Raw genomic sequence first — 12014 nt, 5'->3', positions numbered from 1 at the left:
GGCGCGCGATGAAGAAGGCCGACGTCTTCGAATTCTACCGCCGGCTGGCCGAGGAGGACCCCTCGCCCCAGACCGAACTCGAATATGTGAACCCCTATACGCTGGTCGTCGCGGTAGCGCTGTCGGCGCAGGCGACCGACGTGGGGGTCAACAAGGCGACTAGGCGGCTGTTTCAGGATGTCCAGACCCCGCAAGCCATGCTGGCGCTGGGCGAGGCCGGGCTGAAGGAGCATATCAAGACGATCGGCCTGTTCAACACCAAGGCGAAGAACGTCATCGCCCTCTCGCAGCGACTGGTGGACGTCTATGGCGGGGAGGTGCCGGCCGATCGCGACGCGCTGGAGACGCTGCCCGGCGTCGGCCGCAAGACCGCCAACGTCGTGATGAACGTCGCCTTCGGAGCGGAGACGATCGCGGTGGACACGCACATCTTCCGCGTTTCCAACCGCACCGGCCTCGCCAAGGGCAAGACGGTCGACAAGGTGGAGCAAGGTCTCGAGAAGGTGACTCCGTCTCCCTTTCGTCGCCACGCGCATCATTGGCTGATCCTGCACGGTCGCTATGTGTGCAAGGCGCGCAAGCCGGAGTGCTGGCGATGCATCGTTGCCGATCTCTGCGCGTTCAAACCGAAGACGCCGGCGCCGGCCCGGAAGGCCGCCCGGTCGATGGAGCATTGACCATGGCCCGTATATCGTTCGCCGCCGCTTTTCTTCCCGCGCTGGCCGCCGCCGCGCTGGCCCCCTCGCCCGCGCTCGCCAAGGAAGCGCCGGTCACCGCCACGCCCGCCGGCAAGCCGATCGACTGCATCCTGACCCGTAACATCCGCGAGACCCGCGTGCGTGACGACAGCACGATCGATTTCTTCATGAACAACCGGAAAGTGTATCGCAACACCCTGCCCTACGCCTGCTCGCGGCTGGGGTTCGAGGAGCGGTTCGGCTATCGCACGACGATCGGCCAGCTCTGCTCGATCGACACGATCACCGTGCTGCAAACCGCCCCCTCCGGCATCCCCGGCCCGACCTGTGGCCTGGGCCCGTTCCAGCCGGTGACGATCGCCAAGGCGCCGAAGCCCGCCAAGTGACCGGCCGGGCGGCGCGATCTGTGGACGGGCCGCCATTTGCCTCTGGCGGCCCGCCCCACCCTCTGCTAGTCGCGCTCGCAACGCACCCGTAGCTCAGCTGGATAGAGCGCTGCCCTCCGAAGGCAGAGGCCAGGGGTTCGAATCCCTTCGGGTGCGCCATTTCGGTTCAAAGGCACGAACGCCTAGCACCGCCGCCTCTACGCCAGAGGCGGCGGTTAGCGTTCGGAGCAGCTCGCTGCGCAGGCCGCGAATGCGAACCTCCTTCCGGCTCACGACCTCGACTCGCTGTGCGACCGCGCGAACCTGATCGCGGGCGAATGTGCCGTCGCCGTTCCGCAGCTTCTTACGCAGGGCGACCGAGAACGTGCGCAGGCTCTCCGGCGTGATCGTCGGGCCGATCTTCACGATATGCGCCAATGCACGCTCGGCGTCGCCTTTGGCCTGGTCGCGCGTCGCGGTCAGCTCGGCGATGCGATCCTTGAGCGACGGGTCACTCACGTCGATGACTCCGTTCTCGATCGCGTCATAGAGGCGCTTGAGCTTCGCCTCCGCCTCGGTCGCGCGCCGCCCAAGGTCTGCGACATGCTCGCGGCGTTGGTTCACCCATTCGTCGCGGCGTTCAAGGATCTGATCCATCAGAGCTTCGAGCCGCGCCGGGTCGAGCAGCCGCGCTTCGAGATGATCGACCACGGCCTCATTGAGCCGATCCATCGGCACGGTGATGCCGGGACAGCCGGTCGCGCCCTGTCGCGCTTTCGTCGAGCAGGTGTAATAGCGATATTCCCGCCCGACGCTGCTGGTGCCCGTTCGCAGCGTCATCGCGCCGCCGCAGCACGCGCAGAAACAGATGCCGGTGAGCAGCGTCGGGCCGCCCGCCGCCATTGGCGGCATCATCTTCGGACTCCGCGCCTTGAGCGACCGCTGGACCGCCTCGAACTCCGTTTCCGAGACGATGACGGGCACTTCCATGATAGCGTGCTCGCTCTCCGGCTTCGGCGTCCTGGTCTTGTGATCGCGCGTGTTGAAACGGTGCTGGCCGATATAGGTCGTGCGGGTGAGAACCTGATGCACCGCGCCCAAGCCCCAGCGCCCGCCGTCGCGGGTGCGGATGTTGTTCTCGTTCAGCCAAGTGGCGATCGACTTGAGGCCCATTGGTCCGCTGTTATCGACGCCATTCAGCGCCATGCGGTAGATGCGCCGCACCGTCTCGGCCTGGAGCGGATCGACCTCCAGCCTCTTCTTGATCTTCGCGCCGCGCTCCCCGGCCGCAACGACGCGATAGCCGATCGGCGCCCGCGCGCCGTTCCAGAAGCCTTGCCGCGCGTTCTCCTTCATCGCGCGCAGCGTATGCTTGCCGTTCTCCTTCGACTGATATTCGTCGAACAGCGTCATGATCTGGCGCATCATCACGCTCATCGGATCGTCACCCAGGTCTTGCGTGATCGAGACGAGCTTCACTCCGTTCTTGGCCAGCTTGCGGACGTAGAACTCGAACTGGAACTGGTCGCGGAAGAACCGTGAGAAGCTGTGAACGACGATGACGGTGAACGTCGGCGGCTTGACCATCGCCGCGTCGATCATCGCCTGGAAAGAGGGCCGGCGATCATCAGTCGCAGTATTGCCCGGCTCGACGAACTCGGCCGCGACCTCCCAGCCGCGCGACAGGCAGTAGCCCTCGATCTGGCGGCGCTGGTCGGGAATGGACAGGTCGCTCTCGGCCTGCCGGCCGGTCGAAACGCGCAGGTAGAGTGCGGCGCGGGCGGTCGCCACGACCGACGCCTCATCCTCGCTTCGTCGCTGGGCGGCGCTGGTCATAACGCTTCACTCCTCACTTCACGGCAGCGGTCCAAACAGCTTGTCCAGCTCTCGCCGCATGTGGCCTTCGATCGCGCGCAACTCGGCGTCGCCGATCGGAACTTGCTCCGGCCAGTCGTCGGTGACGACGATCGGCCCGTCATCGTCGCGCGACCGGCGCGCCACCCGCCGCGGTGTGACGGGATTGGCATAGTCATGCAGGTCATCCGGGCACTCGGCCCAGCGACGAGGCGTGCGGCGACGGACTTTGCGAGGAATGGCCATCTCGATACGCTGCCGCGTGTCCGCGCCTTGCACAAAGGCTCCATCGCGGCGTAGCGCAGATAGGGACGCGCGGCGGCGGGCGTCATGCTTCGCTCCACGGATCGACGACCGTTATCCCGCACTCGGCGAAGTCGCGCACATTGCGAGTCGCCAGCCTTGCGCCGCGCGAGCGCACGATGGCGGCAATCTGCGCGTCGATCTGGCTGATCGGCTTGCCGCCCTGTTTCCGCCCGGCGGCGATCTCGGGATAGGCAAGCGCCGCTTCGGTATCGAACGGCAAGACGCGGCCAGCCAGATCGACGTCGAACATGGGACGCGCGGCGGCCAGCAGATCATCGCGGCGGCGTCCCTCGGGAAGCAATGCCAGTCCGTAGAAGATTTCCGCCTGCGTCAGCGTCGTCGTGAATACGCCCGCCATCGGCTGCTCGGCGATCCACGCCATCACCCTCGGGTCAGGCTCGCGCCGCATCAGCTCGGAAATGACGTTTGTGTCGAGGACGATCATTCGCCGAAGTCCACCGCCCGGATCGGCTCGCGGGACAGCTCAGGCAGATCCACGCCGCCCAGCGCGCCGAACCTTTCATGGATGGCCTGGCCCAGATTGCGAGGCCGCGGGATTTCGGTCGAGAGCGCCGAACGCAGGATGTCGCGGGCCTCATCTTCCATCGACCGACCGTGCATCGCAGCGCGCAGGCGCAGACGATTTTTGATCGCATCGTCGATGTTTCGGATCGTCATGACTGCCATACGCACCTCCATAAGTCATTGACTGCATATTAGTCGATGAGGCTGAAAAGAGCAACGAGGGAGTTGACGCCTCCCTGCGGGACCGCCGCTCTATCTCCGCTGCGCTTCGACCGAGCCCCTGGCGGGTCTCGTCCCTGCCGGGTGACGATCAGCATGGCGGAAGACGAAAGGCCGCCAAATGAGCGGGAGCTTCTAAGGACGCGCTCTGTCCCGCGCTGCGCGCTCCTAAGGGCGCGGCGTTCTGTTGCTGACCCGCTGGCGCTCTCGCCTCTCTCCTTGCCGGACGGGCGGCGGTCTCGCGCTCGCGGCGACCGGCGGGGCTGCGCCTGCGGCGCAACGACCTTGGTCTCTGCTCGGCTCGCCGCCACGCGGTCCGCTGCGTCGCGCCGTTGCGAGGGCGCCGTTTTCGTTGAGGCGCCGCTGGCGCGCTGAGACGGTGAAACCCGCCAACGCGGGTTCCTTTTTTCTTGAAGCTGCGGAGATCGGGCCAGGGCTGCGCCGCCCCGATCGCATCTGGTCGTTTCTCTCCCCGTTGATGGGGTGGGCGTCGCTTCCCTCTAGGCCCGCCCCGCCGGGCCGCAACGCGCTATTGGCGCGTCCTCCACTGCGTTCCGGTCCTGCGGATGCTGCCCGGCTCCGCTGGCGGGCCAGCCGGTCGCTTCTTCGCCGCCCACCCCATTCCGGGGTGAGTGCGGTTTTTAGGAGAAGTGTGATGAACGCTGTTACCGAAACCGTAGCCGCCGAGCCTGTGTCGGGCGTCGAAATCTTCGTGCCGCTCGCCAGGCTGAAAAAGTCGCCGCGCAATGCCCGTAAGGTGCCGCATGGGGAAGCCGCAATCGAGGCGCTGGCCGCTTCGATCCAGCACAAGGGGCTGATCCAGAATCTTGTCGTGGAGCCGGAAACCAAGGAGGACGGGACACCCACCGGCAATTATTTCGTCACTGCTGGCGAGGGCCGCAGGCTGGCGATGCTGCTGCGCGCCAAGCGCAAGCAGATCAAGAATTCCGAGCCGGTGCGCTGCTGGCTCGATACGGCGAACGACCCATCGGAAATCAGTCTGGACGAGAACGTGACCCGGACGCCGATGCACCCCGCTGACCAGTTCGAGCGGTTCCGCGAACTGTCCGAGAGCAAGGGCTATGGCGCCGAGGAAATCGGTGCGCGGTTCGGCGTGTCGGCTTCCGTGGTGAAGCAGCGCCTTCGCCTTGGCGCTGTCTCGCCCAAGCTGTTGCAGGTCTATCGTGAGGACGGCCTTACGCTCGACCAGCTTATGGCCTTCGCCATCACCGAGGACCATGACCGGCAGGAACAGGTGTTCGCCAACCTGCATCACAACCGTGAGCCGTGGATCATCCGGCGTGACATGACCGCAAGCAATGTGTCGGCAGAGGACCGCCGCGCGGTGTTCGTCGGAGCCAAAGCCTATGCGGAAGCGGGCGGCAACATCATCCGCGACCTGTTCAGCGAGGACCGTGGCGGGTTCTTCGAGGATGCGGGCTTGCTCGATACGCTCGCTATCGAGAAGCTGCGCGAGATTGCCGAGCGCGTTCAGGCCGAGGGCTGGAAATGGGCCGAAGCGCACATCGACTATCCCCACGCCCATGGGATGCGGCGTTTCTATCCGCAGACCGTCACCCTCTCCGACGAGGATGAGGCGCGGCTGGACGCTCTGTCGGCGGAGTATGACGCGCTGGCGGAGGGCTATGAGTCCTTCGAGGAAATGCCGGAGGACATTGCCGCGAAGCTGGATGCGGTGTCGGATGAGATCGACGCCTATTCGGCGAAGCGCTCCGCCTATGACCCCAACGTGATCGCCAACGGCGGCGCGTTCGTGGTGCTTCATCATGACGGCACGGTCAGGATCGAGCGCGGTTTCGTGCGGGCCGAGGACGAGGCGCTGGCGGAGCCGCAGTCGGAGCCGGAAGAAGGCGATGCGACCGAGCCGCAGATGGGCGACGACGAGCAGCCGGAGGACGGCGACGAGGGCGTGCAGGATGTCGACGAGGACGAGGAACCGGGCAAGCCGATTTCCGACAGCCTCACCCGCGACCTGTCCGCCCATCGGACGCTGGCGCTCCGCGTGGCGTTGGCCGATCAGCCGGATACGGCGTTGATCGCGCTGACCCACACGCTCACCGCACAACTGTTCTACAGCTATGCGGAGGCCGGTTGCCTTGAGGTTCGTCCGACCGTGACTCCCTTGGGGAGCCATGCGGACGGAATCGAGGATACGCCGCTGGCCGCGCGGGCGAACGAGCAGCACGAGGCATGGGCCGAGCGGATGCCGCGCGACGTGGCAGACCTATGGGGCTTCATCGTCGGGCTGGACGAGGCGAAGCGGATTGCGCTGCTGGCGCATTGCGCGGCTCGCACCGTCAACGCCCTGCGATTGCCGTGGGACCGCAAGCCCCGGTCGTTGCAAACGGCGGACAGGCTGGCGGGCGCGCTGGCGCTGGATGTGACGAAGGACTGGACGCCGACCGTGGACAGCTATCTTGGCCGTGTCACCAAGGCGCATATCGTGGAGGCCGTGACCGAAGGCGTGTCCGAGGACGCCGCCCGCCGCATCGCGGACATGAAGAAGCCGGACATGGCGCAGGCCGCCGAGCAGCTTCTTTCCGGGACCGGCTGGCTTCCCGCCGTGTTGCGGACGCCCGAACCGGAGGGAGCGGACGGCGCGCCTGTGGAGCCGGAGGACGCGGATAGCGTGGAGCAGCCGCCCGAAGTGGAGGATAGCGAAGCGTCCTATGCTGTCGCCGCCGAATAGCGGCATGGGGTCGGGACCGCGGGAGCGGTCCCGACTTTTCTCTAACGACCGGCGGAAAATCGCGGCCGCGCCCGTTGGGGCGCGGCCGCTTTCCCATTGCAAAGGCGCCCCGCTCCGAGGGCGCGGGGCGGCGTGCTGATGGCGGATCGACCGTTGCGTTTCTGGGGCTCGGTTCGCCGAGTGATATTGCAGACCCGCACGGCGGAAGCGCTTGGCGAAGATGATGGGGGCGGTGAGCGACGGTCTACTCGAGCCTCACGTTTGGATCTCGGCGAACACATAGGCAGAGAGTCGGCGACGCCCGCTCTCCCGACATCTCTGCGAAGGATTGCTTGCGAGGTGATCCCAGCGCGGGCCAGCAAAGAAGCGAATGCCTCCGACTGACAATGCCCCTGATAGCCCCGGCGTAGAATTTCCGGCTCGGCGACAACCGCGCGGCCTCTCGATTGGCTTGATCTAACCGGGGCCGGCTTCGCCTTGATCGGCCTGGCGCAACGGCGACGCGCGGCTTTTTTCCGCCGCCTTCGGCTTTGCATCGCGAAACAAAAAAGCCGCGCGTCGCCATCCTTCGCTGCGCTCCGGCCGCAAGCGGTGCGCGTCCGATCATCCCCGCTTCACCGATCGCCATCGAGGCCGCGGCGGTCGTGGCCCGAAGCGAAAGGAACTTCGACATGGCTACCATCGGCACCTTCACCCAGGCGGGCAACGGCTCCTTCACCGGAACCATCAAGACGCTCACCCTCAACGCCAAGGCCACCCTCCGTCCGATCGACAAGGAGAGCGAGAAGGCTCCCGATTTCCGCCTCGCGGTCGGCACGGTCGAGTGCGGCGCGGGATGGAAGAAGACCAGCCGCGAGAACCGCGACTACATCTCGGTCAAGCTGGACGACCCGACCTTCGCGGCTCCGATCTACGCCACTCTGGTCGAAACCGAGACCCCTGGCGAATACGCCCTCATCTGGTCGCGCTGATCTCCACACGGCGCCCCGCTCCCTCGAAGCGGGGCGCCTTCGTGTGCTGGTCCGCCGGTTCATAATATGGACGGGCCAGTGGCCCGGCATGTTGTGAGGTGCTTGGGGCGCTGCCCCCAGCGCCCTTCGGAGCGGCTTCCGCCCAGCTTCCTCCACGCTTCGCGTTCCGTGCAGCCGGTTCCCCGCGAAGCCGCCCGCTCCGGTTGCACCCCCGGTCTCGCCGACGGGCAGGGTTTCAGCGCGGCGCTCCGCTGCGCGGAAACCCAAGCCCAAGGAGTTCAGCCATGTATCATCAACTTGCCACCCGGTTCGGCCGGAACGCCCATCAGATCAGCGGACGGGAGCCGCTCGACAACGAGGCGCTCTACGCTCATGTCCCGTCCATCTTCGCCCGCGAGGCGCACGACAGCCGTTCGGAGCGGTATGTCTATGTCCCGACCATCGACATCGTGGAGGGATTGCGCCGGGAGGGATGGTTCCCGTTCTTTGCCGTCCAGTCGGTTCCGCGCGATGGGAGCCGCCACGGCCACGCCAAGCATATGCTGCGCCTGCGCCGTGATGAGGGCATCGGCAAGCCCGAAGCCGCCGAGGTCATCATCGTGAACAGCCATGACGGGACCAGCGCCTATCAGATGTTCGCCGGGATGCTGCGCTTCGTCTGCACCAATTCCATGATCGCTGGCGAGCGGTTCGAGGAAGTCCGTGTGCCGCACAAGGGGAATATCGAGCACGACATCATCGAGGGCGTTTACACCGTCGCCGAGGATTTTCCCCGGCTGATCGACGCCAGCGAAACGATGAAGGAGGTTCGGCTTTCCGACGACGAGCGCCGCTTGCTAGCCGAGGTCAGCTTGGTTGCCCGCTACGGCGACGACGAAAGCCCGCTGCGCCCCGAGCAAATCATCGAGCCGCGTCGCCGCGAAGATAGGGGCGACAGCCTCTGGACCACGTTCAACGTCATTCAGGAGAACGTCATTCGGGGTGGGTTGCAGGGCCGCAAGCGCAACGCCGAAGGCCGCATCCGTCGCAGTCAGACCCGCGCCATCAACGGCATCGACCAGAATGTGACGCTTAATCGCGCGCTGTGGACGCTGGCCGAGGGGATGCAGCGACTGAAAGCAGCCTGACCGTCCGAAGCCGTAGGGCCGGTTTTCCGGCTCTACGGCTCTGCGCATTCACGCGAGCCACCCGCTTGCATCGTCGGCGGCCGCGCGTCCCGATGGTTCGCGCGGCCGCATATGGCGCGCTCGCCGGGCTGGCGCCCGGCTCGCGAGAAAGGGTTTCGGTTAGTCAGTCTCGGTCTGATCGGCTTCAGCAAGAAGATCAGCCGGCGTGACGCCAAGTGCGGAAGCCAAATGAAACAAGGTCACGACTGTAGGATTACGGCGGCCTCGCTCCAAATCACTCACATATTGCTGCGTGAATCCTGATGTTTCGGCAAAGCGCTCCTGGGTAAAGCCCTTTTCCTTCCTCAGCCGGGCAAAGTTCAATCCCACGAGGCGGCGCATGTCCATGCGCGGCAAACTGGACGATACACATTATGCGGTTTATCTCCTATAAGGTGTATCGTCAGCCTCACCCCGCTTATCGCTGCAACAGGTGCGACGAACGATGCGAGACTTGCGCGTAGCTGGCCTCTGTATTTGGTCTAAGTTGGTTAACGGAAGACATGACGAGGGCGCCATGAGCACCAGCCCATTCGCGGATCGTGCGCCGGACGTATCACAGCTCACCGCCTACGATGAAGGCCATCTCGGCGATTATCTGCGCTTGCTCGACGCCGACGACGAAGGCGCAGACTGGCGCGAGGTCGCCGCCTGTATTCTCGGCATCGACGCTGCCGCCGAACCGCACAGAGCGAAGACAATGCACGACAGTCATCTTGCGCGAGCACGATGGATGACCGAGGTTGGCTATGCCCATCTGCTCGGCTGCCAGAGGCCAGCAAGGCGTTAAGATTTAACTCCAATTCGGTCCCATTCGCTCGGCTCCAGCACGGCTTTCGCGGCATGGTTGAGCGCAGTCTTCGCGCTATTCGCGCGATACTCGACAGGTGACGCTGCACTGCCTGAAATCCGCGCGAAGCGCGGTTGGGAGGATGCAATGCCGACGCCACAGCGCCGGCGCCAGCGACGCGACGGCGGTCTGTCCAACGCGATCGGGCGCGCCGACATAGCCGCCGAGTTTCTACGCCGTAACCTCACCTATCGCGCCGAACATGCGCAGATGCAGCAACGCATCGCGAGCGGCGCCGTCGCAAAGAACGCCGCCGAGTCGGCGTTCGCGCGGCGCTGGGGGTTGTCCTTTCGCCACGGCGCCCGATGACCTGACCCAGCCCGTCGTTTGGCGGCCGGAACTGACCGCCGTCACGGTCATTCTCGACGCGGCGCCGGACGGATTCGCGAGCGCTCAGCCGGTCGATCCGCACTTGCTCGGCACGCTGCTCGCGGACCTGGCGGGGATCGACGGGCGCCACGTCATCGTCGCCGACGCAGCCGGCGAGCATCGGCTATGGCTGCGTGACCCGACCCCCGGCCGACCGCTCGCCGCCATCATCCCGCTCGACCGGGACTTCGTTACCCGGATCGCCACCTTATTGCGCTTCCATCGCCGGCTGCTCGGCCGGGAGGCCGGACCGTTGCCGCGCGGTTGGCCGCTCACACCCTATCGCTTAGCCCGCCTAAGCCTGATCCTCCGCGCCCTTGATTTGCGTGATGGCGGTGCAACCTATCGCCAGATCGCGGTCGAGCTGGGGCGCGAGGACGCGGCCAAGCTCTCCGCGAGCGACTGGAAAATGTCAGCGTCCCGGTCGTTTGTGGTTCGGCTGGTCCGTGATGGCATCGCCATGATGAAAGGCGATTACCGCAAGCTGCTCCGCATCCGCTGAAACGCCTATCCTGGCCCGCTGACGCGGGGGTGGTCACATCCGCGCAGCCGCACATCTTCATACCCCACCCGGCCGCCTCCATTCTGACAATTACGCCTCCTGCCGCCACCGCCCGCAGGAGCCGTCACTTGTCCGATACGCCCACGAACCTGCCGCCCCGCTTCCTGCGCACGCCGGAAGCCGCGCGCTTTCTCGGCCTCTCCGGCCGCACGCTGGAGAAGCACCGCTATTTCGGCACCGGCCCCGCCTACCGCCGGATCGGGGGCCGAGTCGTCTATTCGGTCGATGACCTGCGGGCCTGGGCCGACATCGGCATCAAACATTCGACCTCCGATCCGGGTCAGGACGACCTCATGCCGCGCGCGGATTCGGCCATCGCCCGGAGCCGGCGATGACCGTCCCGCCGCCACCCATGCGTCACCGCCAGCCATCCGACGACGGCATGACTCGCGTTGAACTGACCTGGATCGAGAAGCGGATCGAGCACTGGATCAGGTTCGGCCGCGTTGCCGTGGACGAAATCGTCGATCGCCGCCGCCGCATCGTCCGCTTCAAGCCGGGCGCGATCTTCGCCTTCGTCCGCTGGGCGGCGAACGACTACGGCACGGTCAGCTCGCGCATCGACATCGTGCGCGCGGTCGGCGCGGCTGAGCCGTTCACGACGCTGCCGTTCGTGCGGCCGGGTGGCGACATCCTGCTCAAGATCGAGGGCTGGCCCAAGGTCAGTCAGGTTCTCGCGGCGATTGACGCAACCGAAGCGGCCGGCGTCGATCCGTGTGAAGCCGCGCCCGACCATTGGCGGCACGTTCACAACCGCATCGCCGCCGGACAAGTCCCGCGCCCCTACACGCTGGAGCGTCATCGCGCCTGGCTCAAGCGCCGGGAGATCGAGGGATGACGCGCCGCCTCTATTTCCGCGCGACAGCCTTCGCCGCATCAGCGTTCGTCCTATCGTTCGCTGCGATCGCCCTCACCGATCCGCTCCCGCGCGTCATCTGGAACGCCAGCGCGAGCGCACCGCTCGGCCTCTATCGCATACGGCCCGACAGCGATCCGCCGGTTGGCGCGCTTGTCGCCGTCGCGCCGCCCGAGCGGCTTGGGCGCTGGTTGGCCGAGCGCGGCTATCTCGGCCGCGACGTGCCGCTGTTGAAGCATGTCACCGCCAAGACGGGGCAGCGCGTTTGCCGGATCGGCGTGACGATCAGCGTTGATGGACGGGTGGTTGCCGTCGCCCTGATCCGTGACCGGATCGGCCGTCCGCTGCCCGGGTGGCAAGGTTGCCGCACGCTCGCGGCAGGCGAGCTGCTTCTCCTCAATCCCGGACATCCCGACAGCCTGGACGGGCGCTATTTCGGGCCGCTGCCGGCTTCGACCGTGCTCGGCCGCGCGATCCCGATCCTCACCCGCGACACGCCCGAAGCGCCGCTGACGTGGCGTGCCGCCCGGTCCTGACTCCGCATTCACCCCGCCAAACGAAAG

Annotated in this window: 15 protein-coding genes, 1 tRNA gene and 1 pseudogene; 12 read left to right on the top strand and 5 right to left on the bottom strand. The window is 66.1% G+C overall.

What is annotated here, in order from left to right:
- Nucleotides 1-8 precede the first annotated feature (8 nt).
- The 3 genes from nth (at nt 9) to PQ455_RS05540 (ending at nt 1243) form a co-directional block, all read left to right on the top strand.
- Complete coding sequence (gene nth / locus PQ455_RS05550; protein WP_273689974.1) at nt 9-677, top strand: endonuclease III; 669 nt, start codon at nt 9-11, stop codon at nt 675-677.
- A gap of 2 nt (nt 678-679) precedes the next feature.
- Nucleotides 680-1084: a hypothetical protein gene (locus PQ455_RS05545; RefSeq protein ID WP_273689972.1), complete on the top strand. Its 405-nt coding sequence runs from the start codon at nt 680-682 to the stop codon at nt 1082-1084.
- Nucleotides 1085-1166: 82 nt separating this feature from the next.
- A tRNA-Arg gene (locus tag PQ455_RS05540) sits at nt 1167-1243 on the top strand.
- 576 nt (nt 1244-1819) lie between these two features.
- Here the strand turns inward: PQ455_RS05540 and PQ455_RS05535 are convergent.
- The 4 genes and pseudogenes from PQ455_RS05535 to PQ455_RS05520 all read right to left on the bottom strand — a co-directional run.
- Nucleotides 1820-2899 (bottom strand): annotated as a pseudogene (locus PQ455_RS05535) (recombinase family protein); the annotation flags it as partial.
- Between the two features lie 18 nt (nt 2900-2917).
- Nucleotides 2918-3163 carry a hypothetical protein gene (locus PQ455_RS05530; RefSeq protein WP_273689970.1) on the bottom strand — a complete coding sequence of 82 codons (246 nt, stop codon included), beginning with the start codon at nt 3161-3163 and terminating at the stop codon, nt 2918-2920.
- An 82-nt stretch (nt 3164-3245) separates the two neighbouring features.
- Nucleotides 3246-3668: a type II toxin-antitoxin system VapC family toxin gene (locus tag PQ455_RS05525; protein WP_273689967.1), complete on the bottom strand. Its 423-nt coding sequence runs from the start codon at nt 3666-3668 to the stop codon at nt 3246-3248.
- Nucleotides 3665-3910 carry a FitA-like ribbon-helix-helix domain-containing protein gene (locus PQ455_RS05520; RefSeq protein WP_181410451.1) on the bottom strand — a complete coding sequence of 82 codons (246 nt, stop codon included), beginning with the start codon at nt 3908-3910 and terminating at the stop codon, nt 3665-3667. The genes PQ455_RS05525 and PQ455_RS05520 overlap by 4 nt, the downstream gene beginning before the upstream one ends.
- A gap of 712 nt (nt 3911-4622) precedes the next feature.
- Between PQ455_RS05520 and PQ455_RS05515 the strand changes: the two genes are divergently transcribed.
- The 3 genes from PQ455_RS05515 (at nt 4623) to PQ455_RS05505 (ending at nt 8775) form a co-directional block, all read left to right on the top strand.
- Nucleotides 4623-6677, top strand: a complete 2055-nt coding sequence (locus tag PQ455_RS05515; RefSeq protein WP_273691242.1) for a ParB/RepB/Spo0J family partition protein — start codon at nt 4623-4625, stop codon at nt 6675-6677.
- A 671-nt stretch (nt 6678-7348) separates the two neighbouring features.
- Nucleotides 7349-7648 (top strand): DUF736 domain-containing protein, encoded by a 300-nt coding sequence (locus PQ455_RS05510; protein WP_273689962.1) that lies wholly within the window; start codon nt 7349-7351, stop codon nt 7646-7648.
- 284 nt (nt 7649-7932) lie between these two features.
- On the top strand, nt 7933-8775 hold the full coding sequence (locus tag PQ455_RS05505) for a DUF932 domain-containing protein (protein WP_273689960.1): 843 nt from the start codon (nt 7933-7935) through the stop codon (nt 8773-8775).
- 159 nt (nt 8776-8934) lie between these two features.
- On the opposite strand, the gene PQ455_RS05500 is transcribed toward PQ455_RS05505, so the two are convergent.
- Nucleotides 8935-9162 carry a helix-turn-helix domain-containing protein gene (locus PQ455_RS05500; RefSeq protein ID WP_273689957.1) on the bottom strand — a complete coding sequence of 76 codons (228 nt, stop codon included), beginning with the start codon at nt 9160-9162 and terminating at the stop codon, nt 8935-8937.
- Nucleotides 9163-9331: 169 nt separating this feature from the next.
- Between PQ455_RS05500 and PQ455_RS05495 the strand changes: the two genes are divergently transcribed.
- The 6 genes from PQ455_RS05495 to PQ455_RS05470 all read left to right on the top strand — a co-directional run bounded on the left by PQ455_RS05495 (nt 9332) and on the right by PQ455_RS05470 (nt 11987).
- Nucleotides 9332-9604 (top strand): DNA -binding domain-containing protein, encoded by a 273-nt coding sequence (locus tag PQ455_RS05495; protein ID WP_145074289.1) that lies wholly within the window; start codon nt 9332-9334, stop codon nt 9602-9604.
- Between the two features lie 147 nt (nt 9605-9751).
- Complete coding sequence (locus PQ455_RS05490) at nt 9752-9973, top strand: transcriptional regulator domain-containing protein (RefSeq protein ID WP_273689955.1); 222 nt, start codon at nt 9752-9754, stop codon at nt 9971-9973.
- A complete protein-coding gene (locus tag PQ455_RS05485; protein ID WP_420542836.1) occupies nt 9867-10535 on the top strand; it encodes a DUF2285 domain-containing protein in 669 nt (222 codons plus the stop codon). The genes PQ455_RS05490 and PQ455_RS05485 overlap by 107 nt, the downstream gene beginning before the upstream one ends.
- A 128-nt stretch (nt 10536-10663) precedes the next feature.
- Nucleotides 10664-10930, top strand: a complete 267-nt coding sequence (locus PQ455_RS05480; protein WP_015459426.1) for a helix-turn-helix transcriptional regulator — start codon at nt 10664-10666, stop codon at nt 10928-10930.
- Nucleotides 10927-11433, top strand: a complete 507-nt coding sequence (locus PQ455_RS05475) for a DUF2840 domain-containing protein (protein WP_273689942.1) — start codon at nt 10927-10929, stop codon at nt 11431-11433. Before PQ455_RS05480 ends, PQ455_RS05475 begins: the two co-directional genes overlap by 4 nt.
- Nucleotides 11430-11987 (top strand): S26 family signal peptidase, encoded by a 558-nt coding sequence (locus PQ455_RS05470; RefSeq protein ID WP_273689941.1) that lies wholly within the window; start codon nt 11430-11432, stop codon nt 11985-11987. Before PQ455_RS05475 ends, PQ455_RS05470 begins: the two co-directional genes overlap by 4 nt.
- The last annotated feature ends 27 nt before the right edge of the window (nt 11988-12014 follow it).

The organism is Sphingomonas naphthae (genome assembly GCF_028607085.1).
Lineage (GTDB): Bacteria > Pseudomonadota > Alphaproteobacteria > Sphingomonadales > Sphingomonadaceae > Sphingomonas_Q > Sphingomonas_Q naphthae.
Note: the sequence above shows the minus strand (reverse complement) of the source record. Positions and strands in the feature narration are given on the sequence as shown.

Bases quoted from the DNA above. Each gene is read 5' to 3' on its own strand.
- PQ455_RS05545 (WP_273689972.1), top strand. From the start codon at position 680: ATGGCCCGTATATCGTTCGCCGCCGCTTTTCTTCCCGCGCTGGCCGCC.
- PQ455_RS05490 (WP_273689955.1), top strand. From the start codon at position 9,752: ATGCCGACGCCACAGCGCCGGCGCCAGCGACGCGACGGCGGTCTGTCC.
- PQ455_RS05520 (WP_181410451.1), bottom strand. From the start codon at position 3,910: ATGGCAGTCATGACGATCCGAAACATCGACGATGCGATCAAAAATCGT.
- PQ455_RS05515 (WP_273691242.1), top strand. From the start codon at position 4,623: ATGAACGCTGTTACCGAAACCGTAGCCGCCGAGCCTGTGTCGGGCGTC.
- PQ455_RS05485 (WP_420542836.1), top strand. From the start codon at position 9,867: ATGCGCAGATGCAGCAACGCATCGCGAGCGGCGCCGTCGCAAAGAACG.
- PQ455_RS05525 (WP_273689967.1), bottom strand. From the start codon at position 3,668: ATGATCGTCCTCGACACAAACGTCATTTCCGAGCTGATGCGGCGCGAG.
- nth (WP_273689974.1), top strand. From the start codon at position 9: ATGAAGAAGGCCGACGTCTTCGAATTCTACCGCCGGCTGGCCGAGGAG.
- PQ455_RS05505 (WP_273689960.1), top strand. From the start codon at position 7,933: ATGTATCATCAACTTGCCACCCGGTTCGGCCGGAACGCCCATCAGATC.
- PQ455_RS05475 (WP_273689942.1), top strand. From the start codon at position 10,927: ATGACCGTCCCGCCGCCACCCATGCGTCACCGCCAGCCATCCGACGAC.
- PQ455_RS05530 (WP_273689970.1), bottom strand. From the start codon at position 3,163: ATGGCCATTCCTCGCAAAGTCCGTCGCCGCACGCCTCGTCGCTGGGCC.
- PQ455_RS05500 (WP_273689957.1), bottom strand. From the start codon at position 9,162: ATGGACATGCGCCGCCTCGTGGGATTGAACTTTGCCCGGCTGAGGAAG.
- PQ455_RS05510 (WP_273689962.1), top strand. From the start codon at position 7,349: ATGGCTACCATCGGCACCTTCACCCAGGCGGGCAACGGCTCCTTCACC.
- PQ455_RS05495 (WP_145074289.1), top strand. From the start codon at position 9,332: ATGAGCACCAGCCCATTCGCGGATCGTGCGCCGGACGTATCACAGCTC.
- PQ455_RS05470 (WP_273689941.1), top strand. From the start codon at position 11,430: ATGACGCGCCGCCTCTATTTCCGCGCGACAGCCTTCGCCGCATCAGCG.